The organism is Butyrivibrio sp. VCB2001 (genome assembly GCF_000423965.1).
Classification (GTDB): Bacteria; Bacillota; Clostridia; order Lachnospirales; family Lachnospiraceae; genus Butyrivibrio.
In genome coordinates this window covers 216,368-242,326 of sequence record NZ_AUIZ01000002.1, presented here as the reverse complement: position 1 = coordinate 242,326, position 25,959 = coordinate 216,368, and the positions used below count along the sequence as shown (strand labels likewise).

The window sequence follows — 25,959 nt, the reverse complement described above, 5'->3', positions numbered from 1 at the left end:
TAGTGTCCTTTCATAAATGCTTAAAGTTCTTTTTAGGTAATGCCTATACAATAATAATGCGCATAACAAATCATGTCAAAGGAGAATTATCATGCGGATTAGAAAGATGATAGGCCTGTTTATGGCTCTTATGCTGCTGGCAGGATGCGGCAGAAATACAGAAAATACAGGTTCTTTAAATACTGAGACAGAGGTAGAGACTCAGACGGATGAGACTGCGTCTTTATCTACCGGACCTTCTGTCACTATAACCGGCTTTTCGGCAGAGACTGACGAGGCTTATGATGCCTTTGTCATCGTAGGAGAGAATCACGTAACTGTTATAGATACGGGGCTTGATGAGAATGGAGAGGAACTTGTCTCATTCATGAAAGAGCAGGGTATTTCCAAGGTTGATAACCTCATAATCACCCACTTCGACAAGGATCATGTAGGCGGAGCGGATCATGTGATAAATGCCTTTGATATAGGCACTATCTACACTACTTATAAGTCAAAAGACTCTGATCAGATCGATAATTATCTCGCTGCCCTCAGTTCTAAGGGGCTTACAGAAACTGTGGTTACAGACGAGATCTCTTTTGAAATGGACGGAGTCTCTTATGATATCTATCCTCCTCAGAGCACAACTTATGAGAAGGATCCAAGCAACAATTCTTCGCTTGTAATAATGGTGAGCTGCGGCGATAACAACATGCTCTTTGCCGGAGATGCAGAAAAGCTGCGCATAAGCGAGCTTCTTGAGATGGAAGATATTCAGGCAGAGATCTTAAAGGTTCCGCACCACGGCAGATACGAGAAGAACATGGCAGCTCTGGTTGAAAAGGTATCTCCGGAGTATGCCATCATTACCTCCGGCACAATTGAGCCTGAGGATGCGGAAGTTATGCAGATTCTTGAGGCTGCAGGTGTAACAACTTATCTCAATCGCGAGGGCAATATTACTATAACCATGTCACCCGATAACATCTCCATAACACAATAGTGCCAAAGTCATTTAATGGGTATGGCAAAATCGGAGCAAAAATAGTAGAATTGTAGTGTTATGGACTTGTTTCAGTATATGCGCGAAAACAATATGGAAAAAGAATCTCCGCTTGCCGCAAGGATGCGCCCAAGGACCCTTGATGAGGTGGTTGGGCAGCAGCACATCATTGCTAAGGACAAGCTTCTTTATCGTGCAATTTCAGCAGACAAACTCAGTTCAATAATATTCTACGGACCTCCCGGAACGGGCAAGACCACACTGGCCAAGGTTATCGCCAACTCAACCAAGGCGGAGTTTACTCAGATAAATGCCACGGTTGCAGGCAAGAAGGACATGGAAGATGTCATAAACAAAGCCAAGGATAACCAGGGAATGTATGGGAAGAAGACTATTCTTTTCATAGACGAGATTCATAGGTTCAATAAGTCCCAGCAGGATTACCTGCTTCCTTTTGTTGAGGACGGAACTGTTGTGCTCATCGGTGCAACCACGGAGAATCCTTACTTTGAGGTCAACGGGGCTCTTATATCAAGGTCAATCATATTTGAGCTTAAGCCTCTTACCAGCGATGATATCAAGGTGCTGCTGAACAGGGCAGTCACAGATACAGAGCGTGGAATGGGCTCCTACAAGGCTGTGCTTGAGCCTGACGCTGCAGATTTCCTTGCAGATATAGCTGACGGCGATGCAAGACATGCCTTAAATGCCATAGAGCTGGGCATCCTCACAACACAGAGAAGTGAGGACGGCCTTATCCATATCACCAGGGAAGTGGCTTCAGAGTGTATCCAGAAAAAGGTTGCCAGATATGACAAGGACGGAGATAACCACTATGACACCATCTCCGCATTCATAAAGAGTATGAGAGGGTCGGATCCGGATGCAGCGGTGTATTATCTTGCACGTATGCTCAATGCCGGCGAGGATCCCAAGTTTATAGCAAGGCGTATCATGATATGCGCCTCAGAGGATGTGGGAAATGCAGACCCACAGGCACTTCAGGTGGCAGTTGCCGCTTCTCTTGCAGTTGAGAGAGTGGGAATGCCGGAAGGTCGTATTCCTCTTGCACAGGCAGTTACTTATGTTGCCACTGCTCCCAAGAGCAATGCAGCATATCTTTCGATAGATGAAGCTATGCAGACCGTGAGGGAAACGGGTAATCTTCCTATCCCTCCGCATCTTCAGGATGCTCACTATAAGTCTGCAGGTAAGCTGGGCCATGGCATAGGCTATAAGTATGCCCACGACTATCCCGACCACTATGTGGAGCAGCAGTACAAGCCCTATGAGCTTAATGGAAAAGAGTTCTACAATCCTACAGGCAACGGGTATGAGCTGAAGATCAGAGACCACATGAAGAGACTTAAGAACAGGGATAAAGGCGAAGATAGCAATAACTAATAACAATTTTCAGGGAATTATCGGGTTTGATGGAGATTAAGAAACGCAAACGCAGAACGGGCAAGAAGGCCCGAAGAAATAGAATAATCGTTATTCTCTCCGGGGTACTTGCAGTATTTGCTGTTGTACTGGTTGGAGCCATGATGGGATGGCTCTTTATTGGTGGAGGCAAGAGTCCTGAGCAGGAGGAGGCCCAGCAGGAAGAGATTTTCGAGGCGTCCTTGGTAATAGAGGAAGAGAAGAACGAAGAGTTTATTAACGAATCCACTATTGACGCCATTGTCAAAGGCGGACATACGGTGTCGGAAGCTCTTTTACAAAGACCTGCCACAGTTGAAATGACCGCGGAAAACACAGCGGAATTTGCCAAGATTGAGAGCTGCAACATTGTAAGCTCAGGCAAAGTTGAGATAACCGTTACTTCAGATGGAATACCAAAGAGTGACGATAAGTATTATTACTTGTTTGAAGAAGCAACCTATGATGACGGAATTGTCGAGGGAAGTGAGCCCATTGCCAAGGTTTACAAGAGCAATGACACTTCCTTTAGTGTGGACCTCAACAAGGGTGCGGCTAATTCAAGGCTCTTTTCCAAGTTCCAGGTAGCGGTCAAGATGAACGACAGCTTCGTCTCCATCAGCCACGCCAAGTACATCACCAATCCCGGTGCCTGTGCAGGCTACAGCTACGGCGGAATGCAGCACAAGTCCATCAAGGGACTTCTTCCTGACCCTTTGAGGATCGGCGAGCTGGCTGACCTTGGATGTGAATATGCAGCCTACAATATTCCGCTGAGTAATATCCTGGTAACTTCGGGTGGAATTCCTTTTTCCTACGGCGGAGTGACTTATCACTTCAACGCACAGATCATAAACGACTACGACAATCTCTTTAAGCGCCTTAATGGCATGGGTATTGATGTTGCGGCCATTATCCTCAACAATGCCAGCACTTCAGCGTTTCCTGAGATCACTCATCCCAGCGCAAGGAGTGGATCCTCGGCGCCTTACTACATGTTCAATGCGACCAATGATAGCGGAGTTAAGGCTCTGGCTGCCATCGGAAGCTTTCTTGCAAACAGGTACTCAGGCTCAGGCCATGGCAATGTCAGCATGTGGATTATTGCCAACGAGGTCAATGCCAGAAAAGAGTACAATTACATGAGTTATACTGACGTTGGCACCTACACGGCTGCTTTCACCAGGGCTTTCAGGGTGTTCTACAACGCCATTAAGAGCCAGAACAGCGCAGCTAAGGTTTATATTCCTATCGACCAGCGTTGGACCTATAATACCGAGAAGACCGGCGACTATGATGCAAAAGACGTTATTGATATATTCGCTGCATCATTGTCTGATTACGGAAACATTGACTGGGGCCTTGCTGCCCATCCGTACTCATTCCCCAACGGAAATACGGCTTTCTGGAATTCGTCCAAGTACGTTAACCACTCAGATACCACACCATGTATAACCATGGACAACATAGAAGTTCTTACCAATTACATGAAGAGGCCGGAGATGCTTGATTCCTCAGGAAATGTCAGGAGCATTATCCTGAGTGAGGTTGGCTATTCATCCAGCTCCGGACAGGCACTTCAGGCAGCAGCATTTGCCTACGCCTACACCAAAATGGAAAAGAACGGCTATATCGACGCACTTATGCTCTCAAGACAGACCGATGCCGGCGATGAGATCGCGGCCCTTGGCCTTGCCCTTGGTCTTCAGACCACCGGCGGAGGCAAGAAGCAGATCTGGAATGTCTTTAAATATATTGATACAGATAAACGGAACGAGGTCGTCTCTTTTGCCTATGATATAGTAGGCACGACCTTCTAGTTGTGATTTTGAAAGGGGAGCATTATTATGACAAACGCAGAAAAAGCACTTAAACTCCACGAAGAGTGGCAGGGAAAACTGGAGACAACCTCCAAGTCCAAGGTTAATTCCAAGGAGGATCTGGCCCTGGCCTATACTCCGGGAGTTGCTGAGCCTTGTAAGCTGATTGCTGAAGACAAAGAGCTGGCTTACAAATACACCATTAAGTCCAACACCATCGCGGTTGTTTCTGACGGAAGCGCTGTTCTTGGCCTGGGTAACATCGGACCATACGCAGCAATGCCTGTTATGGAAGGCAAAGCAGTTCTTTTTAAAGAGTTTGGCGGCGTTAATGCTGTTCCTATCTGCCTGGACACTCAGGACACAGAGGAGATCATCAAGGCAGTTAAATACCTTGCTCCCGGCTTTGGCGGAATCAATCTGGAGGATATTTCAGCTCCCAGATGCTTTGAAATTGAGGAGAGGTTAAAAGAGATGCTGGACATCCCGGTATTTCACGATGACCAGCACGGTACAGCCATCATTGTGCTTGCAGGAATCATAAACGGCCTTAAGGTTGTCGGCAAGAAAAAGGAAGACTGCAAGGTTATCGTAAATGGCGCAGGAAGCGCTGGTATTGCTATAACTAAGCTCCTTCTCAGATATGGCTTTAAGAATGTAACCATGTGTGATAAGTCCGGAATCCTTCACAAGGAGTCTGAGGACCTCAACTGGATGCAGAAGAAGATGATGGATGTGACAAATCCGGATCAGATTAAGGGATCTCTGGCAGATGCTCTCGTAGGAGCAGACATTTTCGTTGGTGTTTCAGCACCTGGCATTGTAACCAAAGAGATGGCTCAGAAGATGAACAAGGATGCCATCATGTTCGCTATGGCAAACCCGGTTCCCGAGATCATGCCTGACCTTGCAAAAGAGGCAGGAGTTCGCGTGATCGGCACAGGACGAAGCGACTTCCCTAATCAGGTAAATAACGTTCTTGTATTCCCCGGAATCTTCAAGGGAGCACTTGAGGCAAGAGCAAGGCAGATCACAGAGGAGATGAAGCTTGCAGCAGCAACAGCCATCGCAGGACTTGTTCCTGATGATGAACTTAGCGATGAGAACATCCTTCCTGCAGCTTTTGATCCAAGAGTAGCTGATGTTGTCAGCGCAGCAGTAAAGGCACATGTAGTAGATTGATTGGAGTTTTAAATTGAGTTCGCAGTATTTGACGTTATACAAGATGATAGTTCTGTACATGCTAAAGAGGTGCGATGTCACCCTTAGCAAGTCCCAGATTTACGATTTTATTCTGGAAAAAGAGTATACGACCTTCCTTACTTTGCAGGAAGTATTCAGTGAACTGGCTTCTTCAAACCTCATAACCGAAAAGACCATGGCCAACAGGACCTATCTCGAGATAACAGATGAAGGGTCCCAGACCCTGGAGTTTTTCGGAAACAGGATAAATCCTGCCATCAAAGAGCAGATTGATGATTACCTTAAGGAAAACAGCATGAAGCTCAGAAACGATTCCTCAATCCTCGGCGATTACAGGAAAGTAGGAGAGAATGAATACACAGTGCAGCTCCTTGCCAAGGAAAACGGACAGAATCTTATTGATATAAGAGTTCCGGTTCCCACGGAAGAAATTGCCCAGCATATGATCGATAACTGGCAGGAGAAGAACACAGAGATCTATCAATATCTCTTTTCACAGCTTATGTCATGAGTCACCGGGGACGTTTCAGTTTGACTCATTGCGCGCAATGAGTCAATGGGGACGGTTCTCTTTGACTCCTTCCTTCATCAAGTCAGGGAACGGTTCTTGTGACTTCCCATCTTCATGACTCGCGGCTTAGGAATTATATGCCTTAGCAAATAAATATCAATGGCCTTTCGCGGCATATCCTCGCAAAAAGCGTGCTGCGGTATTCCACGGTGCCATTGACATTCATTTGCTAAGGCATTTTTTGTCACTAAGCGGGTCATGAAGGAAAGTGTGATTCCGGGAGTGCCAATTCTGCGTCACAGTGCTACAGGCATGTGCTGTAGAAAAATATCACCTGCGAATGATTTGCTCTGCATGACTAAGGATTCAAAGATTTTGTTCAAAAACTCTTTGTTTGCTGTGTTTTCTATACACTGCGAGGAGTTTACTTGATATATATAGAAAAGAAATTTGCACAAAAACTTTGGAAGCCTTTATTTCTATATCTTTTACTTACTTTTGATCATATATATAGAAAGCTATTCGGGCCCGTAAACAGATTTCTATACCTAAAGGCATGTTACAAAGCTATATATAGAAATAACAAGAACCAAAGTTTTTGATCCTCCACATTTTCCATATCCCGCCCCCGGTTTTATTCATATGTATAGAAAATCCTCAGATTATAGATTTTGCTACTTGTTATGTCACTTTCCTGAGCACAAATCCCCTGCTTAGAACCAGCCTCTTGTGCTTGTTTTTCGTGTCCCGGAAGCTATAATCTGGCTATTTGCCACAATTTTAAGCCGGGAGGAGCCTCTTGTGCTTGCATTTTTCATGTCCCGGAAGCAATAAGCTAGATGTTTGCCACAGATTCAAGCCAGGAAGAGCCCCTTGTGCTTGCATTTTTCATGTCCCGGTAGATATAACCTGGGTATTTGCCACAGATTTAAGCCAGGAGGAGTTTCATTTGTCTGAATTTGTCATGTCCCAAAGCCGGGAACTTCCACTTCTGCTACAACCCTCGGGCAGCAGGGCATAGATAGCCATGGCAGGAAGTCAAAAAAACCGTCCCCCTGACTCGTTTAAATAGACTTTGTAGGGAGTCAAAGAGAACCGTCCCCATTGACTCATTGTATGCAATGAGTCAAACTGAAACGTCCCCGGTGACTCATGAATGCAAAAAGAAAAGCTCTCGGTTCCGAATGGAACTGAGAGCTTTTTAATTTAAAAAAGCTGCTGACGAGAATCGAACTCGTGACCTCCGCACTACCAATGCGACGCACTACCGACTGTGCTACAACAGCTTGCTTGCCTTTTCGGCAATCGCAAAGACTATTATAACGGGATGTGAAGTCGATGTCAATTGAAAAATAAAATTAAGCCTGAGTGATCACTGACATGTAGTAGGAGTACAAACTTCTGTATGTATCATTGTTGTAATGCAGGCCATCAGCGGTTGAGAAACCTGTCTGAGTGAGGTATGTGTAGCCGTCAAGCCACTGAACCCTCGGGTCAAGCTCTGACTGAAGTCTTGCGTTGAAGTTCTCAATCTGAGCATTTGAAACGCTGCTGCAGTTACCAACCGGAGTTACGGCTGCGTAGTAGACTGTGATGCCTGCTTCTGTCCAGGCGTCGATGTTGCTGTTGACGAGCTGTATATACTTGCTTGCGTTTGCCAGGTCGTTGACACCGAAGTTGATGATCATTGTGGTGCCTGTTCCTGCATAGCTTGGAATCTCTGAAAGAGCTGTGTTCTTGAACCAGCTGTAACCTTCACCGATCTTGGCGATGTAAGCCTTGTCTGTGGAGCCAACGGCCTTCTGCATCTGAACGGTTCTTGAATCACCGACGAATACCAGTGGTGTGCTCGGAAGCTCTGTGACCATGTAATCGCCAATAATAAATGCGGTGGTGTCGCCAAAGGCAACTTCATACCAGCCGTTGTCGGTCTCGCCTGTAACCTGGGTCTCAGACCCCCATCTGAGCTTGCCAATCTTGTCGTAGTCGGTTCCTGCACCGCTGCGCACGTTAACAGTGTCACTGGTGTACATTGTGACCGGAGCTTCATACTCAGTTACGGTAAAAACTGTTCTCTCAAGAGTAGCACTTGTCTCTTCAGTAGTAACATTAAATGTCTCGGTAGATAAATCTGTACCGGATGCGATCACCTGCTCTGCTGCGTCATCGATTGAGCTTGCAACAGCAGCGGTAAGTTCCTCACCTGATATATCAGCAGGAACAGCGTCTATCTGTGCTCTGTCTGAATAAGCTGCCAGACATCCAAGTACTGAAAATGATGCTGCAAATGCAGAAAGCAATATTAAGTTCTTCATATTAATACGATTGTTCTTCATCGGTAGAAATTTTACATCTGCCTTAAAAATATGTCAAATTTCTGTAATTTGACTAACAGAATGTGAAAACATATAATTACTCTATATGCACATAAAACCTAAGAAAGGAACGAAACTTATGAGAGTAGTAATTCAGGACAATTACGAAAAGATGTGCGTTTGGGCAGCAAATTATATCAAGATGCGTGTTGGGGAACACAACAATGGACCTGAGAAGGATCGTCCGTTTGTACTTGGACTTCCTACAGGATCCAGCCCAATCGGGGTTTACAAGGAACTGGTAAGAATGAATAAGGCAGGAGAGATCTCTTTTGCCAACGTAGTTACATTTAATATGGATGAGTACTTAGGGCTTCTTCGTGAGCACGACCAGTCCTACTGGTATTTCATGCATGACAATCTCTTCAATCACCTCGTGGACATGAAGCCTGAGAATATCAACATTCTTAACGGCATGACTGATGATCCGGTAAAAGAGTGCGAAGAGTACGAGAAGAAGATCGCATCCTACGGCGGTATCGACCTCTTTATGGGTGGTATAGGTGTAGATGGCCACATTGCTTTTAACGAGCCATACACAAGTCTTACATCACGTACAGGAGTAAGAGATCTTACATCTGATACAAGAATTGTCAACTCAAGATTCTTTGGAAACAACCCTGAGGCAGTACCTGCACAGGCTCTCTCTGTTGGTGTTGGAACAGTAACAGATTCCAAGGAAGTTCTTATACTTATAAATGGTCATAACAAAGCAAGAGCACTTGCAGCAACTGTAGAGGGTGCTGTCAGCTCAAAATGGACCTGCAGTGCACTTCAGATGCACAACGGTGCTATCATAGCCTGCGATGAGCCGGCTTGTGGGGAACTTACTGTAGATACTTACAAGTATTTCCTCGATATAGAGAAGAAAGAGAGGCTGTAATTATGTACACTATTACAGATCTGTATGATCTCGATCATACACTTGCCGCAGACTATCTGCGTCAATTCACTTATCCCTGGGAGGCTTTAAAGGGAATCAAGGATCTCATCCTTGAACTTGGACCAAAGCTCGGAGATGAGTATACAGAGGTTAAGGAGAATGTCTGGGTGCACAAGAGCGCTACTGTATTTGAGAGCGCATACCTTGGAAGTCCATGTATCATCGGACCTAACACCGAGGTCAGACACGGTGCATTCATCAGAGGATCAGCCCTTGTAGGTGCTGACTGCGTAGTAGGAAACAGCGTTGAGCTCAAGAACGTTATCCTCTTTGATCATGTTCAGACTCCTCACTACAACTATGTAGGTGACAGTATCCTCGGATACTACTCACACATGGGCGCAGGCTCCATCACTTCCAATGTAAAGAGTGACAAGAAGCTCGTTGTAGTCCACAACGGAACTGAGAATATCGAGACAGGCATGAAGAAATTCGGTGCTATGCTGGGTGACCACGTTGAGGTCGGCTGCAATTCAGTCTGCAACCCGGGTACCGTGATCGGCCGTAATTCCAACGTTTATCCGACTTCCTGCGTAAGAGGAGTTGTTCCTGAGAATTCTATTTATAAGAACAGTGGAGAGATCATCCACAAGGAGGAGAGATAATGGGTAAATATTTCGGAACAGACGGCTTCAGGGGAGAGGCTAACAAGAACCTGACCTTTGAGCATGCAGTACAGATCGGTAGATATCTTGGCTGGTACTATGGTGCTAACCATGGCAAGAAGGCTAAGGTTGTTATCGGAAAAGACACAAGAAGAAGCAGCTACATGTTTGAGTACGCTCTTTGTACAGGTCTTATGGCCAGCGGAGCAGATGCTTATATCATGCACGTTACCACAACTCCTTCAGTTGCTTACATTACAAGAGTTGATGATTTTGACTGTGGTATCATGATCAGCGCATCTCACAATCCATTCTATGACAATGGTATCAAGCTCTTTAACGGCAACGGTGAGAAGATGGACGAGGAGACAATCCTTCGCGTTGAGGATTATATCGACGGCAAGATTGAGATCCCTGTTGCAGAAAGAGCAGATATCGGAAGAACAGTTGACTACGTTGCAGGTAGAAACCGCTATGTAGGATACCTTATTTCCAACTCCAAGTTCAGCTTCAAGGATAAGAAGGTCGGACTTGACTGCGCTAACGGCGCTTCCTGGCAGGTTGCAAAGGCAGTATTTGATGCACTTGGTGCCAAGACTTATGTTATTAACAATGAGCCTGACGGTCTTAATATCAATACAGATTGCGGATCAACTCATATCGAGCATCTGCAGAAGTTTGTTGTTGAGAAGGGCCTTGATGTCGGATTTGCTTTTGACGGCGATGCTGACAGATGCCTTGCAGTAGATGAGAAGGGTAATGTTATCACAGGTGATCACATCATCTATATCTACGGCCTTTACCTCAAGGAGAGAGGCGCTCTTGCAAACAACAAGGTTGTTACAACCGTAATGAGTAACTTTGGCCTTTACAAGGCTCTAGATAAGGTTGGTATCGAGTACGAGAAGACCAAGGTTGGTGACAAGTATGTTTACGAGAACATGGTAACTTATGGTCACCGCGTAGGTGGAGAGCAGTCAGGACACATCATCTTCACCAAGTATGCAACCACCGGAGACGGAATTTTGACATCTCTTAAGCTCATGGAGGTTATGCTTGCAAAAGAGAAGCCTCTTAGCGCTCTTGCAGCTCCTGTTGTTTTCTATCCTCAGGTTCTTAAGAATGTAAGAGTAAAGAGTAAGCCTGATGCACAGAACGATCCTGATGTACAGAATGCAGTTGATGAAGTTGCTAAGGCCCTCGGCGATACAGGACGTATCCTTGTAAGAGAGTCAGGTACAGAGCCTGTTATTCGTGTAATGGTTGAGGCAGAGAGCGATGAAATCTGCGAAAAATATGTGGATCAGGTAATTGATGTGATCCAGAAGAAAGGTCATTTGGAGTAAATAATATATGTGTGGAATAGTAGGATATATAGGCCATAAGCAGGCAGGACCAATTCTGCTTGATGGACTTTCAAAACTTGAGTACAGAGGATATGATTCAGCCGGTATCGCAGTAAGAAACGGTTCAGATCAGGCAGTAGTCGTAAAGGCTGTAGGTAAACTGGAGAATCTCTCCAATAAAACTAACGGAGGATATGCACTTGCAGGTGAGTGTGGTATCGGTCATACCAGATGGGCTACCCACGGTGCACCAAGCCTTATCAATGCACATCCACATGTGAGCGGAAACTGCACAGGATCAGGTTCCGGAGAAGTAGAATCTGAGGTTGTAGGTGTTCACAACGGTATTATCGAGAATTTCCAGGAACTCAAGGAAAAGCTCATCAGACATAATTACAAGTTCTATTCAGATACTGATACTGAGGTTCTGATCAAGCTTGTGGACTACTACTACAAGAAATACAAGGTAGGCCCCATCGATGCTATCGCTAAGACTTTGGTGAGAGTACGTGGTTCCTACGCCCTTGAAGTTATGTTCAAGGATTATCCGGGTGAGATCTATGTCGCAAGACAGCAGTCACCTATGATCATCGGTGTTAAGGACGATGAGTCCTTTATCGCTTCCGACGTACCGGCCATCCTTAAGTATACAAGAGATGTTTATTACATCGACAACATGGAGATGGCACGTATCAGAGCCGGTGAGGTTACATTCTTTAACCTTGACGGTGATGAGGTTGAGAAGGAAGTTACAACAGTAACCTTCTCTGCAGAAGCTGCTGAAAAAGGTGGATTTGAGCACTTCATGATGAAGGAGATCCACGAGCAGCCCAAGGCAGTTGCTGATACCATCGGCAAGTACGTAACAGACGGCAAGATCGATCTCTCCGAGGTTGGAATTACCGATGAAGAGGCAAAAGAGATTTCTCAGATATATGTCATTGCTTGCGGATCCGCATGGCACGTTGGCATGGAGATGCAGTATATCATCGAGGAGCTTGCAGGAATTCCTGTAAGAGTTGAGCTCGCTTCAGAGTTCAGATATCGTAAGATGCCTCTTGACAAGAACGCTCTGGCAGTTGTTATCTCCCAGTCAGGAGAGACAGCCGATTCACTGGCAGCCCTTCGTCTTGCCAAGGAGAGTGGAATTAAGACTCTTGCTATTGTAAATGTAGTCGGATCATCCATTGCAAGAGAAGCAGACCATGTAATGTACACCCTTGCAGGCCCTGAGATCTCAGTTGCCACAACCAAGGCATACAGCTGTCAGCTTATCTGCGGATATCTCCTTACATTAAAGCTCGCTGAAGTAAGAGAGACTTTGGAGGGCGATGATAAGCTTGCATATTACATAAAAGAGATCCAGAGCATCCCTGCCAAGATTGAGAAGATCCTTGACGAGAAAGAGCGTATCCAGTGGTTCTCTGCAAAGTACGCAAATGCTCATGATATCTTCTTTATCGGAAGAGGTATAGACTATGCGATTTCACTTGAGGGAAGCCTTAAGATGAAAGAGATCAGCTATATCCATTCAGAGGCATACGCAGCAGGAGAGCTTAAGCACGGAACCATCTCTCTTATCGAGGACGGAACTCTTGTTATCGGCGTTCTCACACAGCCGGCACTCCTTGAGAAGACAATCTCAAACATGGCTGAGTGCAAGAGCCGTGGCGCATACCTTATGGGACTTACAACCTATGGAAGATACAACATTGAGGATCAGGTAGACTTTACTGTTTATATTCCTAAGGTTGATGAACACTTTGTGGGAAGTTTGGCAATCATTCCTTTGCAGCTGCTTGGTTACTACACCAGCGTTGCTAAGGGACTTGATGTTGATAAGCCAAGGAATCTGGCAAAGAGTGTAACTGTAGAATAAAAAAGAGTCAAATGGGGACGGTTCTCCTTGACTCCTCTCAGAGGAGTCAGAGAGAACCGTCCCCATTGACTCTTTTTTTACTTTAATACCACAAAACTCTGTGGCTGCATATGGAGCGAAGCATCCTTAATCTCAGTTTCTCCAATCTCGAATACCTTAGTGGTATTCTTGGGAAGAGTAGCTGAGGTCTTTTTATCTGAAGGATTTATAGCAACTATCAGATCACCTCTCTTATACACAAACGGGAACTCATCAGCTTCCGCATAGATGATCTCAAACTCTGAATCCGCCTGAAGGTCTTTATACTCGTGGCGAAGCTTTGTAAGAGCCTTCACTGTGTTCAGGAGTGATGAAGGGTCTTTTTCCTGAGCTTCTACTGTTGGAGCATCATCTGATGGGTCAACCGGGAGATAGAGCTTGTCGGCAGGGGCAGTAGAGAAGCCCTTGTTCTTGCCTTCGCTCCACTGCATGGGAGTTCTGGTACCTGTTCTGGTATAGCCGCCCTCCTTGGTTGGAAGCTCAAAATATCTCATACCAATTTCATCGCCGTAGTAGATGAACGGAACACCGGGAAGAGTCAGGAACATCGCATAGGCAATCTTAAGCTCGTCCATGCCAAGAGTTCTGCGTGGCCTTGGAGTGTCGTGGTTGCAGGTGATAAAGCTGATATAGCCGTCCTTTCTGGTGGCATCATACTTGGGCAGATAGTCATTTAAGAACCTCATTATATCGCCGTGGCCGTCCTTTTTAAGGAAGCTCTTATCGCCGCCCTCGGTCTCATAGTCGCGAAGAAGAGTGTTGTAGCCGTTTCCGCGGTGATCAAGGTAAAAGTCTGCATGGAAGCCGTACTTAAGGGCCTGCTTGGGATTACTCCACTCGGAGATGATGGCTGCCTCGGGATACTCGTTATCCAGCATTTCTCTAATGTTCTTCCAGATAGCGCCGGTTGCGGACTTGTTTTCGTCATCGTCTTTAACCAGAGAATCAGCCATATCAACTCTGAAGCCATCGCATCCCTTATCAAGCCAGAAGCGCATAACATCCTTCATGGCTTCTCTTGTGGCAATACATGCCGGATCATCGGGAGCCTTCTGCCAGCTTTCAGTTCTTTTAGCAAAGCCGTAGTTAAGGGCAGGCTGGCACTTAAAGAAGTTGAGCATATAGCAGCCGTTCCTGTCAGCCTCTCCGCCTATATATGGGTGTCCTGCGATTCCTTCGATCCAGCCGTTTGTCCAGATGTATCTGTCAGAGAATTCGTTTCTTTCAGCCTTTTTGCTCTCCAAAAACCATTCATGCTCCTCGGAAGTGTGTCCGGGAACAAGGTCAAGCAGCACGTGTATGCCCTTTTCATGGGCTATCTTAAAGAGATTGTAAAGATCCTCATTGCTTCCGTATCTCTCTGCAACCTTCTTATAGTCGCGAACATCATAGCCTGCATCCTTAAAGGGAGAATCGTAGCAGGGGTTGATCCAAAGGGCATTGCAGCCGAGGTCTTTTACATAGTCAAGCTTTTCAATGATACCGTTAAAATCACCGATTCCGTCTCCATTTGTATCCTTAAAGGACTGAGGATAAATCTCATAAAATATTGCATCTTTTAACCAGCCGGGCATTGGAATACCTCCCCAAATATTCTAAATTTTGATATATTATTATTAACAATAACACATAAAAGTTTTTCTTGCCAGAATATTCGGAAACGTTTCCGAAAAATGCGGGGAGATTCTGCTATGGTTGCAAAATATATCTATGCCAGTACTGAACTTCTTAGCGCAGTGCTTTCTTTTGTCGCTGCTGTTTATCTGTTTTTAACCAGTTCTTACATCAAAAAACAATACAGAGCTCTCGGGTCCATTGAGCTTTTGGTTGGTATTCTTCTGCTTTGTGATGGTGTTGCATGGTATTTCAACGGAACCCCAGGAAGGAGTGCTTATTATTTAAATATTTTTAGTAATTTTATGACCTTTTCTCTGATAGCAATCCTTCCTGTCCTGTACTGCGTCTATATTGTTCAGTCCATGAGTGATGAGGGAAGAGGTAAGGGACTTTTGCGCGGGATTGTTGCTATTTCAACAGCAACGCTCTTGTTTCATCTTTTCTCCTACTTTAACAAATTTATTTATTGGATAGATCCTATGACAAATCTGTATTCCAGAGGCCCCGGCTTTACGATCTGGTCAGTTCTGTTTTTCATACCGGTCCTTATTTCTGTGGTGTATGTTATTACTCACAGACATCTTTTCAACAAAAGAAGATTTACAGTAATAGTCATCTTTGCCGCCATTCCGACACTTACGGCCATAGTAAATCTTTTTATAGGAATGTCTCTTTCAAACTATGCAATCTGTGTCTGTGTGTTGATCATGTTCATGCAGGCTCTGCAGGATAACGTTCTGACCATGATCGAGCAGAGAGAGAAGATCAAAAGACAGGACGACGAGCTGGAAGATATGAGACAGAGAATAGCGCTTTCCCAGATAAAGCCTCATTTCCTCTACAATACGCTAAATTCTATCTATGTTCTGTGCGATGTCGATAAGGAGAAGGCTAAGTTCGTTGTCAACCATCTTGCCGACTACCTTCGCCAGAGTATAGGTTCCATCGAGAGTAAAGAGCCTATTCCTTTTGAAAAAGAGCTTGAGCACACCAGGGTTTATCTCGACATCGAAAAGGTCAGATTCGATGGAAGGTTTGATGTGGAATACAGGATAAATGCCACAAACTTCACCATACCGGCACTTACCGTTCAGCCCATGGCTGAAAATGCCATAAAGCACGGACTTTGCAAAAAGAAGAACGGAGAAAAAGGACTCCTTACCATATCTTCCGATGATTGCGGAGATTATTTCAGGGTTTGCATAGAGGACAACGGAGCAGGTTTTGATGTAGATGAATACAACAAAATGGACAAGCTTCCCGGTGAACACATTGGTCTTCGCAACGTTAGAGACAGGATAAAGATCATGGAAAATGCCGACATGCTCATAAACTCTGAAGTTGGCAAAGGAACTAAAATTGAGATCAGAATTCCCAAAAATTGACTTGAAATTTTGGCCTCAAAAGTGTATGTTATATGTGTCTGTACAACTGGCGGATAAGTGGGTAACCACATGGGAGTACAGATAATAATTTTGAACAGTCGACCGCCTGGGCAACCGCTTTTAGCGCTATGCTCAGGCGGTCTTTCTATTTGGAGGGAATGATATGACAGACCTTAAGAAAGAAATCAGCAGCACTACCTATCCCGGAAGAGGCATCATCCTTGGAACATCTGAGGATGGCAAGTACGCAGTTTGCGCATACTTCATCATGGGAAGGAGCGAGAACTCAAGAAACAGAGTATTCGTAGAGGATGGAGACGGAATCCGCACCCAGGCTTTCGATGAGTCCAAGATGGAGGACCCAAGCCTTATCATCTATGCACCTGTTCGTGTTCGCGGAACATCCACCATCGTTACAAACGGTGATCAGACAGATACAATTTACGAGCTTATGCAGGCTGGACAGAGCTTTGAGGAGTCCTTAAGAACAAGAGAGTTCGAGCCCGATGCGCCTAACTACACACCCAGAATTTCAGGCATCATGAACGTTAAGGGCGGAAAATATGACTTTGCTCTCTCAATCCTTAAGAGCAACCACGGCGATCCGTCATCATGCCAGAGATTTACCTACACATACGAGAATCCCAAGGCCGGAGAGGGATACTTCATCCACACCTACCAGGGCGATGGCAATCCGCTTCCAAGCTTTGATGGAGAACCTACACAGGTGAATATCTCAGGCGATATCAACAAGTTCACAGATGATGTTTGGACAGCACTTAACGCAGATAACAAGGTATCTCTTTTCACAAGATATATCGATATCGCAACAGGAGCAAAAGAGACAAGGATCTACAACAAGAACTTCAAGAAGGAGGAGAAATAAGATGAACGAGATTCAGTTAAAATACGGATGTAACCCTAACCAGAAGCCTTCACGTGTATATATGGAAAACGGCGCAGACCTTCCAATCGAGGTACTTAACGGCCGTCCCGGATACATCAACCTTCTTGATGCATTAAATGGCTGGCAGCTTGTTTCTGAGCTTAAGAAGGCAACAGGACTTCCTGCAGCTACATCTTTCAAGCATGTATCACCAGCCGGCGCAGCAGTAGGAACACCTCTTACAGATATCGAGAAGAAGATCTACTGGGTAGAGGATCTTGGTGAGCTCAGCCCTCTTGCAAACGCTTATGCAAGAGCACGTGGCGCAGACAGAATGTCATCCTTTGGTGATTTCATCTCTCTTTCAGATGAGTGCGATGCTGATACAGCTCGTCTTGTTAAAAGAGAGGTTTCCGACGGTATCATTGCTCCCGGCTATACAGACGAGGCTCTTGAGATCTTAAAGGCTAAGAAGGGCGGAAACTACGCAGTTATCAAGGTTGATCCAAGTTATGTCCCCGAGGATATTGAGAAGAAGCAGGTTTTCGGTATCACCTTCGAGCAGGGTCACAACTTCATTGAGATAGACAACAAGATGTTTGAGAACATCGTTACAGATAACAAGGACCTTCCTGAGGCAGCACTCATCGACCTCAAGATCGCTCTTATCACTCTTAAGTACACACAGTCAAACTCTGTTTGCTACGTAAAGGGCGGAGCTGCCATCGGTATCGGAGCAGGACAGCAGTCCAGAATCCACTGCACAAGACTTGCAGGAAACAAGGCAGATAACTGGTTCCTTCGTCAGGCACCTCAGGTTCTGAACCTTCCTTTCCTTGATTCCATAAAGCGCCCTGACAGAGACAATGCCATCGATCTCTACATCGGCGAGGACTACATGGACGTACTTGCAGACGGCAAGTGGCAGAACATCTTCAAGGAGCAGCCACCTGTATTCACAGCTGAGGAAAAGAGAGCCTGGCTGAATAAAAATACAGATGTAGCTCTTGGCTCAGATGCGTTTTTCCCATTTGGAGATAACATCGAGAGAGCATTCAGAAGCGGTGTTAAATATGTTGCTCAGCCCGGAGGTTCAGTAAGAGACGACAATGTAATAGAAGCTGCTAACAGCCACGACATGGTTATGGCATTCACAGGCCTTCGTCTTTTCCATCACTGATATTTATACATGTGTTAAAAATGGATTAAATAAACTTAAAAAACATGATTATATGCGCGCAATAACGTACAATTTATATGTACACCCCTTGGTTTGTTTTGTGAAAAGAAAGGATGCGCGCTATGAAAAAACTTTATAGTTTATCGCTGGCGCTGGTGATCATGCTCACTTGCATATTGTCAGGCTGCGGACAAAATAAAGAGATAGAAGCAGATACCACTGAAAGTGTCAGCTCTATCTCTTTATTAAATATCAAGAGTGAGGTCGCAAGCCAATTGGAGGCCCTTGCTCAGCAATATGAGAAGGATACGGGGGTAAAGGTCAATATAATGACTGTGCAGAGTGGTGTTGATGCGCAGGCTACCCTCAAAGGATATTATTTGTCAGATCAGATGCCTGATATCATAGCTTGCGAGTCTTCGGGATTTGGAAACTGGGAAGGCCTTCTCGTAGATATGAGCGATCAGGCGTGGGCATCAAGAACCGATGCTGCTTATAAAGATTCGACATACGGAACTTTAGGATTTCCATATACAACAGAGGCTATTGGACTTGCTTATAATAAAGACATTCTTACAAAAGCCGGTGTAGATCCGGCTTCAATAACAGGTCCTGACGCCATGAAAAAAGCCTTTGAGACTATCGATGCTAAAAAAGAACAGCTTGGTCTTAAGGCAGTGATCGGCTATTCTGCTGAGCCGGAAAATCTTGGATGGTCAGCAGGTAACCACCTGACAGGAGCTTATATAGATTCGGGCCTTTCAAGATCGGATACTACCTATATTGACCTGATGTCTAATGGCGGCGGTGTGGATGAAAATCGTCTTACGCACTACGCAGAGATGATAGGTCTTTTCAATGAGTACTCAGATCCGGATCTTCTTGTAAGCGGAACATATGATGATCAGGTGGCTGGGTTTGCTGCTGGTAAATATGCATTTGTTACTCAGGGTTCCTGGATAGGAGCAACTCTTTCAGGTTCAGATGACTATGCTAAGGCAGGAAGCTTTGAAGTGGGTATGGCGCCATATGCATTTGAAGATGGGATGGATACAATTCTTACAAGCGCACCCAACTGGTGGGCGGTACCAAAGGAAGGCAATGTTGATGCGGCTTTGGCGTTCCTTCAGTGGTGCTCTGAGGATAGCGCACAGCAGATACTGGTTGAACAAGCCGGTTTCGTAAGTCCCTTTGTAGACTGTAAATATGTGGCTTCCGATCCGTTTGCTCCTGTAATTTCAAGTTACATTTCATCGGGAAAGACCTCCAGCTGGCATTGGATGGAAATGACTGAGGGTCTGGGGCAGAAGGGATTGTCGTTTGTGTATCAGAAATTTGCAAAGGGTGAACTTGATGTATCCGGCTTTGTAAAAGAGTTCAAGAAAGTTGCCACAGAATGGTATTCGAAATTATAAGGAGGGGAGCATGAGAGAAGAAAAAATCAAAGTGAAAAAAATCAATTCTATTATGTTCCAGATAGCAGTTGCAAATGTGGCCATTTTGATCGCTTTTGTCATTGTAATGTCCTTTGTCATGTCATCGATGGATACCTCTACAAGCAGCAGTATCTCAATGTTTAAAACAATGATGACACTTACACAGCATGAAGCTATGCTTAAGAACGACGTCATGTCTTTGTATGACCAGACAACCGGTTATGTGGCTGCCTCTGCTGATGAGACCAAACAGGCATTACTGCCGCAGATAAATGCTGTTAAGGCTACCATTGAAGAAGATATATCTGCACTGGAAAATGACTTCCAGGCAATTGGGAATGAAAAGGCAATTGCCCAGATGAGTGAGATCAGAGGGCAATATCAGAGAATGAGTAAGTTTATAGATTCTTCCATGACTAAGTGTGATTCGGGAGACAAGGATTCTGCTTATTCCATTCTTTTTGATAAAGCCGAGATTCAAAAGGTTGCTATTTTCCACTCCACAAATATTCTTGATGAGGCAATAAATGAGTCTGCATCAGCTACGACTCAGAATATGCAGGCACTGTTTAATTCCGGACAGTTGACGGCTACCATTGGCATTATTGTAATTATAGCGCTGATCATTTTCAGCTTCCTTATCAGCTACAGGAATATTGTTAAAAAGATCAGAAGCATCTCGGATGAAGTTAATGTCATTATTTCAAACATTGAAGAAGGCAGAGGTGATCTTACAGCCAGGATAAGGACTAAAGCCAAATCAGAGCTTTTGTATATAACTACGGGTGTCAACCACTTTATAGAGACTCTCCAAGGAATCATGAAAGATGTAAAGGACGGATCGATAGTTCTGACAGAATCTTCGGAGGAAGTGGTGTCACAGCTTCGTGTCGCAGATGATAACGTGACCAATACTTCAGCTGCTCTCGAAGAGCTTTCCGCAAGCATGGAAACCGTATCAGGTAACGTTTCGCATATCAATGAATCAGTTGAGAGCGTTAAGAATGCTGCACAGGATATTGCTGATCAGGCAACGGAAGGTACCAGGACAGCGGGAGATATCAAGGCTGAGGCCGATGAACTTAAGGCCAGAGTGATCAAGAAAAAGGCAGAAGCAGGAGAACAGGTGGAAAACCTCTCCGCAACGCTTATGGAATCGGTGCATGAGTCCGAAAAGGTTGCGCAGATCAATGAGCTTACAAAGGTTATCCTTGATATTGCGGGTCAGACAAATCTACTTGCACTCAATGCTTCAATTGAGGCTGCAAGAGCCGGGGAGGCAGGAAAGGGATTCTCGGTAGTGGCAACCGAAATCAGTGCTCTTGCCGATAACAGCAGGCAGACAGCCGGAAATATCCAGGTTATCAGTAACGAAGTTACCGAAGCGGTTAATAATCTGGCCAAGAATGCTCAGGCTGTACTTGATTACATCAACGGTCAGGTTATAAGTGACTATGATGAGTTTGTTGCTACAGGAGAAAAGTACGAGCATACAGCGGATATTATGGAAGAAATGCTTGGAAGCTTCAATAACAAGGCTGAAAACCTTAATGATATAATGACTGAGATGGTTGAGTCTGTTCAGCTCATCAGTACTTCCGTTGTGGAGAGTTCGCAAGCAATTTCGCAGTCGGCTGAAAGCTCTCAGGAAATTGTAGGTGGTATCAAGAAGATTACAGAAGCTATTGATAAGAATAATGAGGTTACAGAGCAGCTTAGCGATACTACGCAGAAATTCGTAACGCTTTAACCTGCAGAAGAAACATAAAAGCTCTCATTGGAGTGATTCCGATGGGAGCTTTTTATTTGTTATATTAAGTTCTGGTCGTAGATGGCTCTTTGACCGCCTACGTATTTGGGCCTGTGGCGTGCGCATATTATAGGTGCTTCACCGATCTTGCGAAGTGATATTCTCATGGGAACAGCAACTGCGTGCATATGCATTCCTATCATGGTTCCGCCTATGTCTATTCCTGCATCGGCTCTGCCACCGATGTCCTCTACAAGTACCGGATCATCGAATCTTTCATAGCATACGGTCCCGAAGGCTCCGCCTGCGTGATTGGGCTGTGGTATTGCATTTACCTGCTCAAATCCGTATTTGTCCATACAGGCTCTTTCTACAACAAGGGCTCTGTTTAAGTGCTCACAGCACTGAGCGGCTGCAAATATGCCTCTTTCCTTGAGAACAGGTATGATACCGTCAAATACTGCATTTGCGGAATCGAGGTTTGTGGCTGTGCCGATCTGATCTCCGAGGATCTCGCTGGAGGAACAGCCGATCACGAAAATGGAACCCTCCCGTAACCTGGCACTCTCTAAGATCTCTGTTATTGCCTGTCTTGCCTGGGCCTTTACTTCTGAATAATTCATTTAAATCGCCTGCCTTTGATCATGTTCTATAGTTAAGCAAGTTCCATCTTCTTAAAGATCTTAAGAAGACCTGCCTTGTAGCACAGAAGAAGTGAACCGATAACGCCGATGAGGGCCTGAGCGATCTCGTAAGGGAGCTTCATCATAGCGTATTCAAATGTGCTGTAAACAAAGGTCTTGCCTAGCGTATACCCAACTACCATTATAACAGCACCCACAAGAGTAGCAACAAGGGATTTGGCAAAAGACTCTTTTCCCTTATGGACCATATAGGAAATGGTAGCTGCCTGAAGTCCGTGTACAACCAGTGAAACAAACATCGGAAGCGGATAGAAGATCATATCCCCAAGAAACGATCCGACGCCGCCGACAATGAAAGCTGCCAGAGGATCAAGAAGGATGGATGCTGTGCATATGATAAGATCGCACAGATACAGATGCCCTCCCGGAACTGTGATGCCAAAGCTTGACATTGCAATGTTAAGTGCCATAAATATGGCGGTCACGGTCAGCCATCTGACCTTATTTACCTCTTTTAGCGTTACTCTTTCTGAAACTGTTTTCCCCATGATGATTTTTCCTCCTGGATAGTAGTATTTTTTCGTCTTGACTAACAAACTTCAATCAATATATCATCAAACTGATAGTATTAAAAATATCAAAAGCAGATTATTTTATATAACCAGATTTCAGGAGAAATTATGGAAAAGGAAAAACGCTATCTGAGAATCTACGAACAGGTTAAGGAAGACATAATAAAAGGCACGTATCCAGTGGGTACGAAGCTCCCCTCAAAGCGCGTAATGGCCGATGCCATGGGCATGAGCGTCATTACCGTTGAACATGCCTATGAGCTTCTTTCGGATGAAGGGTACATTGTTCCGAAGCAGAAGAGCGGATACTATGTCTCTTTTGACGACAGCGACATATACACCGGAGTGGAAAGTGCTGCGCCATTGATGCCAAGACGACGAGAACCGGTTTCGGAACAAAGCGAGGGCAATGAGCCCGTTTTTTCGTACTCAATTTATGCTAAAACAGTAAGGAAGGTTCTCACAGAGTTTGAGGAGTATCTGATGCAGAAATCTCCCAAGAACGGGATGTTTGAGCTAAGAAGTGCCATTACCTGGTATCTCCTGCGATCCAGAAGGCTTAAGGTCTCTCCCGACCAGATAATAATAGGCGCAGGGGCAGAGTATCTCTACGGCCTCATTGTCCAGACCTTCGGAAGGGATGTTCTCTATGGCGTCGAGAGTCCGTCCTATCAGAAGATTGCCAAGGTTTACTCGGCAGGCGGAGCAAGGCTTAAGATGCTGCGGCTTGGAAACGACGGAATAGAGAGCGACGAGCTCTGGAACAGCAATGTTCAGATACTTCACATAACCCCCTACAGGAGCTTTCCAAGCGGAGTTACGGCATCTGCTTCCAAGAAGAGAGAGTACCTCAGATGGAGCAGGAAGAATGGAGGATACATCATAGAAGATGACTTTGAGTCAGAGTTTACTCCCAGCCGTAAACCTGAAGAGACCATATTTTCCCTGGATGAGGAGGGGAGAGTTATCTACGTTAACACCTTTACAAGGACCATCGGAAGCTACGCAAGATGTGCATATATGGTGCTTCCGGAGAATCTGATCGATGAGTTTGCAGACAAGACCGGATTCTACGAGTGTCCTGTGCCGACACTTGACCAACTTGTAATTGCCAGTCTGATCGACAGCGGAGACTTTGAAAGGCACATTAACAAAGTGAGGAGATATAACCGTAATAAATGATTTGAAGTACAGAAATATGCTATAATTAAATAACAAGTCGCATACACATGCCGAAGGTGATCAATGGAAAAGTACGATAATATCGATGAGCTCACCGGGCTCTATAATCTGAACGGAATCTTAAATCACTTGCAGAGCCATGAAACAAGAGATGCTGAGGGCAGCATTGTTATCATTTATTTGAATGTGATGAATTTCAAGTCCTTCAACCAGAGATACGGATTTGTTGGAGGTAATGAATTTCTAAGAGGTCTTGCTGAGGAGATAAAAGGTCTTTTCCCCAAGGAACTGATTGCCAGAACGGCAGGTGATCAGTTTATTATTCTTGCAAATTCCCTTGATGAAAAAGAAATAACGGACAGGCTTACCATGCTTTCAGAAGCTTCTGCAAGGCATGACAAGGGGCTTCGCCTTCATATCAAGGCCGGAATCTATCAGCAGACAGGAGATGAGACCGACCCGGTTATAATGATCGACAGAGCTAAGACTGCCTGTGACGATATCATCAGGGTCTATGACAAGAGCATAAACTTCTATGATGATGCTCTTAGCAAGAAGAATGAGCTGAGGCACTACGTTATAGAGAACTTTGAGAATGCATTTAAGAACAGATATTTCAAGGTTTATTACCAGAAGGAAGTCAGAGCATTAACAGGCAAGGTCTGCGGCTATGAAGCCCTGGCCAGATGGCAGGACCCTGTTATGGGAATAATCTCTCCCCTGATCTTCATTGAGGTCTTAGAGGACGTCCATCTGATACATAAGCTTGATCTGTGCATCATTGACATGGTTTGTAAGGATTTAAGAGATGATATCAACAGCGGATATGCCGTTGAGCCTGTTTCTGTAAACCTCTCACAGCTTGACTTTGAGCTGTGTGACATCATGGCAGAGATTGATAAGTGCAGGGACAGGTATGACATTCCGGTTGAGCTTCTGCATATTGAGGTTACTGAGAGTGCCCTTACCACCGGAGCAGATTTCCTTGATCAGCAGATCAAGAAGTTCAGGCAGGCCGGATATGAGATCTGGATGGATGACTTTGGCTCAGGCTACAGCTCTTTGAACAACCTTAAGACCTTTGATATAGATGTGCTCAAGATCGATATGGATTTTCTGCGCACCTTTGATACCAATAAAAAGACACAGGTTATCCTGGCCATGATCGTAAATATGGCCAAGGAGCTTGGAATCCACACACTGGCTGAGGGCGTTGAGACTAAGGAGCAGTATGAGTTCCTTCGCAGAATAGGCTGTGAGAAGCTCCAGGGGTACTTATTCGGTAAGCCTATGCCTGTAGATGATTTTAACAGAGCGGTGGACTGCAGCTTAGATGTGTGCGAGGACTTTTCTCTTGCGTCCTACTATGACAGGATCGGAGAGGTCAATTTCCTTGGAAATACGCCACTTAGAGACAAGAGCTTTGAGGTATTTAATAACCTGCCTCTTGCAATTATTGAGCTTCAGGATGATATAGCACAGTGTATCTATGCCAACAGAGCGTATCTTGATTACCTGAGTTCGCTAGGTTTTGCGTCTTTATCAGAAGCCAACAGCATATACGGAACTACAAATCACCCTGATATTGTTGAGTTTACAGCATGTTTAAAGCGTGCACAGGCAAGTCCGGACCACAGGTCATATTCTGATATAGTAACTAATGGCAACACAGCAAGTCACAAAGTAAGATTCCTGTTCGACAGCGGTGATCGTCAGGCTTTTGCAGTTGTGTCAAGAAACACCTCTATTCATGAGGAAAGTGACACGGCAGAGAGTCTTCGTGTTGCCATGGCACACGTATTTAACCAGTACTTCAGAGTTGACTTTTTTGATGAGGACGGCACTGTTGACAATATCTTCCTCAATGCGGATCAGAAGTCGGTTTCTGATTATACAAGAGATACGAAAGAGGCAGTAAGACTGTACTCTGAAATGTATATATATCCTGAGGACAAGGAACGTTTCAAGAAATTTTACGATATTACTACAGTCCGTGACAGGATAGAAAACACAAAAAGTGCATATGTTGTTGATTATTATCGTTCTGCAACTCCGGGAGATAACGGAAGAATGCAGATGTACATGATACTTCCGTTTTATTATAATGGCAAATGGAAGTTTATTTCTCTCTGCAGATATGCGGATGAGATTAGGGATGATGCTTTAAAATGATTGGATG

20 protein-coding genes, 1 tRNA gene and 1 riboswitch are annotated in these 25,959 nt (G+C 44.9%); of the genes, 16 read left to right on the top strand and 5 right to left on the bottom strand.

All coding sequences use genetic code 11. The features are described from left to right. The first annotated feature begins 91 nt into the window (after positions 1-91). The 5 genes from G589_RS18810 to G589_RS0103765 are packed head-to-tail and all read left to right on the top strand — an operon-like array spanning position 92 to position 5,941. Positions 92-985, top strand: coding sequence for a ComEC/Rec2 family competence protein (locus G589_RS18810; protein ID WP_026521166.1), 894 nt, complete (start codon positions 92-94; stop codon positions 983-985). A gap of 60 nt (positions 986-1,045) precedes the next feature. Further along, entirely contained in the window at positions 1,046-2,389 is a 1,344-nt protein-coding gene (locus G589_RS0103780) for a replication-associated recombination protein A (RefSeq protein ID WP_026521165.1), read from the top strand. 29 nt (positions 2,390-2,418) lie between these two features. Continuing rightward, positions 2,419-4,227, top strand: a complete 1,809-nt coding sequence (locus tag G589_RS0103775) for a DUF5722 domain-containing protein (RefSeq protein ID WP_026521164.1) — start codon at positions 2,419-2,421, stop codon at positions 4,225-4,227. A 27-nt stretch (positions 4,228-4,254) separates the two neighbouring features. Continuing rightward, on the top strand, positions 4,255-5,409 hold the full coding sequence (locus G589_RS0103770; RefSeq protein ID WP_026521163.1) for an NAD(P)-dependent malic enzyme: 1,155 nt from the start codon (positions 4,255-4,257) through the stop codon (positions 5,407-5,409). 13 nt (positions 5,410-5,422) lie between these two features. After that, positions 5,423-5,941, top strand: coding sequence for a DUF4364 family protein (locus G589_RS0103765; protein WP_026512577.1), 519 nt, complete (start codon positions 5,423-5,425; stop codon positions 5,939-5,941). Between the two features lie 1,213 nt (positions 5,942-7,154). On the opposite strand, the gene G589_RS0103760 is transcribed toward G589_RS0103765, so the two are convergent. Next, positions 7,155-7,227 (bottom strand) — tRNA-Thr (locus tag G589_RS0103760). Positions 7,228-7,299: 72 nt separating this feature from the next. Then, positions 7,300-8,256 carry an SH3 domain-containing protein gene (locus G589_RS0103755; protein ID WP_196811843.1) on the bottom strand — a complete coding sequence of 319 codons (957 nt, stop codon included), beginning with the start codon at positions 8,254-8,256 and terminating at the stop codon, positions 7,300-7,302. 139 nt (positions 8,257-8,395) lie between these two features. On the opposite strand from G589_RS0103755, the gene nagB reads away from it, so the two are divergent. The 4 genes from nagB to glmS are packed head-to-tail and all read left to right on the top strand — an operon-like array spanning position 8,396 to position 13,089. Next, the gene (gene nagB, locus G589_RS0103750) at positions 8,396-9,199 is read left to right on the top strand and encodes a glucosamine-6-phosphate deaminase (protein WP_026521161.1); all 804 of its coding nucleotides are present in this window, start codon (positions 8,396-8,398) and stop codon (positions 9,197-9,199) included. Between the two features lie 2 nt (positions 9,200-9,201). After that, entirely contained in the window at positions 9,202-9,864 is a 663-nt protein-coding gene (locus G589_RS0103745) for an acyltransferase (protein WP_026521160.1), read from the top strand. Next, on the top strand, positions 9,864-11,210 hold the full coding sequence (gene glmM, locus G589_RS0103740; protein WP_026521159.1) for a phosphoglucosamine mutase: 1,347 nt from the start codon (positions 9,864-9,866) through the stop codon (positions 11,208-11,210). Before G589_RS0103745 ends, glmM begins: the two co-directional genes overlap by 1 nt. Before the next feature lie 7 nt (positions 11,211-11,217). Beyond that, positions 11,218-13,089: a glutamine--fructose-6-phosphate transaminase (isomerizing) gene (gene glmS, locus G589_RS0103735; RefSeq protein ID WP_026521158.1), complete on the top strand. Its 1,872-nt coding sequence runs from the start codon at positions 11,218-11,220 to the stop codon at positions 13,087-13,089. Positions 13,090-13,166: 77 nt separating this feature from the next. On the opposite strand, the gene G589_RS0103730 is transcribed toward glmS, so the two are convergent. Further along, positions 13,167-14,702, bottom strand: a complete 1,536-nt coding sequence (locus G589_RS0103730) for an alpha-amylase family glycosyl hydrolase (protein WP_026521157.1) — start codon at positions 14,700-14,702, stop codon at positions 13,167-13,169. Positions 14,703-14,819: 117 nt separating this feature from the next. Here G589_RS0103730 and G589_RS20915 point away from each other — a divergent pair, with 117 nt between their 5' ends. The 5 genes from G589_RS20915 to G589_RS0103705 all read left to right on the top strand — a co-directional run bounded on the left by G589_RS20915 (position 14,820) and on the right by G589_RS0103705 (position 21,382). Beyond that, a complete protein-coding gene (locus G589_RS20915; RefSeq protein WP_051192164.1) occupies positions 14,820-16,130 on the top strand; it encodes a histidine kinase in 1,311 nt (436 codons plus the stop codon). 32 nt (positions 16,131-16,162) lie between these two features. Further along, a riboswitch (ZMP/ZTP riboswitch) is annotated at positions 16,163-16,249 on the top strand. A gap of 44 nt (positions 16,250-16,293) precedes the next feature. Then, entirely contained in the window at positions 16,294-17,016 is a 723-nt protein-coding gene (locus tag G589_RS0103720) for an IMP cyclohydrolase (protein ID WP_026521156.1), read from the top strand. After that, positions 16,919-18,196, top strand: a complete 1,278-nt coding sequence (locus tag G589_RS0103715; RefSeq protein ID WP_242826417.1) for a phosphoribosylaminoimidazolecarboxamide formyltransferase — start codon at positions 16,919-16,921, stop codon at positions 18,194-18,196. Before G589_RS0103720 ends, G589_RS0103715 begins: the two co-directional genes overlap by 98 nt. A 122-nt stretch (positions 18,197-18,318) precedes the next feature. Further along, a complete protein-coding gene (locus G589_RS0103710; RefSeq protein WP_026521155.1) occupies positions 18,319-19,611 on the top strand; it encodes an ABC transporter substrate-binding protein in 1,293 nt (430 codons plus the stop codon). Between the two features lie 10 nt (positions 19,612-19,621). Then, positions 19,622-21,382, top strand: coding sequence for a methyl-accepting chemotaxis protein (locus G589_RS0103705; protein ID WP_026521154.1), 1,761 nt, complete (start codon positions 19,622-19,624; stop codon positions 21,380-21,382). A 59-nt stretch (positions 21,383-21,441) separates the two neighbouring features. On the opposite strand, the gene G589_RS0103700 is transcribed toward G589_RS0103705, so the two are convergent. Together G589_RS0103700 and G589_RS0103695 are read right to left on the bottom strand one after the other, a co-directional pair. After that, positions 21,442-22,005, bottom strand: a complete 564-nt coding sequence (locus tag G589_RS0103700; RefSeq protein ID WP_026521153.1) for a TIGR01440 family protein — start codon at positions 22,003-22,005, stop codon at positions 21,442-21,444. A gap of 32 nt (positions 22,006-22,037) precedes the next feature. Next, complete coding sequence (locus G589_RS0103695; protein WP_051192163.1) at positions 22,038-22,574, bottom strand: ECF transporter S component; 537 nt, start codon at positions 22,572-22,574, stop codon at positions 22,038-22,040. Between the two features lie 132 nt (positions 22,575-22,706). Here G589_RS0103695 and pdxR point away from each other — a divergent pair, with 132 nt between their 5' ends. After that, a complete protein-coding gene (gene pdxR / locus G589_RS0103690) occupies positions 22,707-23,780 on the top strand; it encodes a MocR-like pyridoxine biosynthesis transcription factor PdxR (RefSeq protein WP_026521151.1) in 1,074 nt (357 codons plus the stop codon). Between the two features lie 63 nt (positions 23,781-23,843). Further along, positions 23,844-25,952: a bifunctional diguanylate cyclase/phosphodiesterase gene (locus G589_RS20910; protein WP_051192162.1), complete on the top strand. Its 2,109-nt coding sequence runs from the start codon at positions 23,844-23,846 to the stop codon at positions 25,950-25,952. Positions 25,953-25,959 lie beyond the last annotated feature (7 nt).

Bases quoted from the DNA above. Each gene is read 5' to 3' on its own strand.
- nagB (WP_026521161.1), top strand. From the start codon at position 8,396: ATGAGAGTAGTAATTCAGGACAATTACGAAAAGATGTGCGTTTGGGCA.
- glmS (WP_026521158.1), top strand. From the start codon at position 11,218: ATGTGTGGAATAGTAGGATATATAGGCCATAAGCAGGCAGGACCAATT.
- G589_RS0103710 (WP_026521155.1), top strand. From the start codon at position 18,319: ATGAAAAAACTTTATAGTTTATCGCTGGCGCTGGTGATCATGCTCACT.
- G589_RS18810 (WP_026521166.1), top strand. From the start codon at position 92: ATGCGGATTAGAAAGATGATAGGCCTGTTTATGGCTCTTATGCTGCTG.
- G589_RS0103745 (WP_026521160.1), top strand. From the start codon at position 9,202: ATGTACACTATTACAGATCTGTATGATCTCGATCATACACTTGCCGCA.
- G589_RS0103700 (WP_026521153.1), bottom strand. From the start codon at position 22,005: ATGAATTATTCAGAAGTAAAGGCCCAGGCAAGACAGGCAATAACAGAG.
- G589_RS0103695 (WP_051192163.1), bottom strand. From the start codon at position 22,574: ATGGGGAAAACAGTTTCAGAAAGAGTAACGCTAAAAGAGGTAAATAAG.
- pdxR (WP_026521151.1), top strand. From the start codon at position 22,707: ATGGAAAAGGAAAAACGCTATCTGAGAATCTACGAACAGGTTAAGGAA.
- G589_RS0103705 (WP_026521154.1), top strand. From the start codon at position 19,622: ATGAGAGAAGAAAAAATCAAAGTGAAAAAAATCAATTCTATTATGTTC.
- G589_RS0103775 (WP_026521164.1), top strand. From the start codon at position 2,419: ATGGAGATTAAGAAACGCAAACGCAGAACGGGCAAGAAGGCCCGAAGA.
- G589_RS0103720 (WP_026521156.1), top strand. From the start codon at position 16,294: ATGACAGACCTTAAGAAAGAAATCAGCAGCACTACCTATCCCGGAAGA.
- G589_RS0103780 (WP_026521165.1), top strand. From the start codon at position 1,046: ATGGACTTGTTTCAGTATATGCGCGAAAACAATATGGAAAAAGAATCT.
- glmM (WP_026521159.1), top strand. From the start codon at position 9,864: ATGGGTAAATATTTCGGAACAGACGGCTTCAGGGGAGAGGCTAACAAG.
- G589_RS0103770 (WP_026521163.1), top strand. From the start codon at position 4,255: ATGACAAACGCAGAAAAAGCACTTAAACTCCACGAAGAGTGGCAGGGA.
- G589_RS20915 (WP_051192164.1), top strand. From the start codon at position 14,820: ATGGTTGCAAAATATATCTATGCCAGTACTGAACTTCTTAGCGCAGTG.
- G589_RS0103755 (WP_196811843.1), bottom strand. From the start codon at position 8,256: ATGAAGAACTTAATATTGCTTTCTGCATTTGCAGCATCATTTTCAGTA.
- G589_RS20910 (WP_051192162.1), top strand. From the start codon at position 23,844: ATGGAAAAGTACGATAATATCGATGAGCTCACCGGGCTCTATAATCTG.
- G589_RS0103730 (WP_026521157.1), bottom strand. From the start codon at position 14,702: ATGCCCGGCTGGTTAAAAGATGCAATATTTTATGAGATTTATCCTCAG.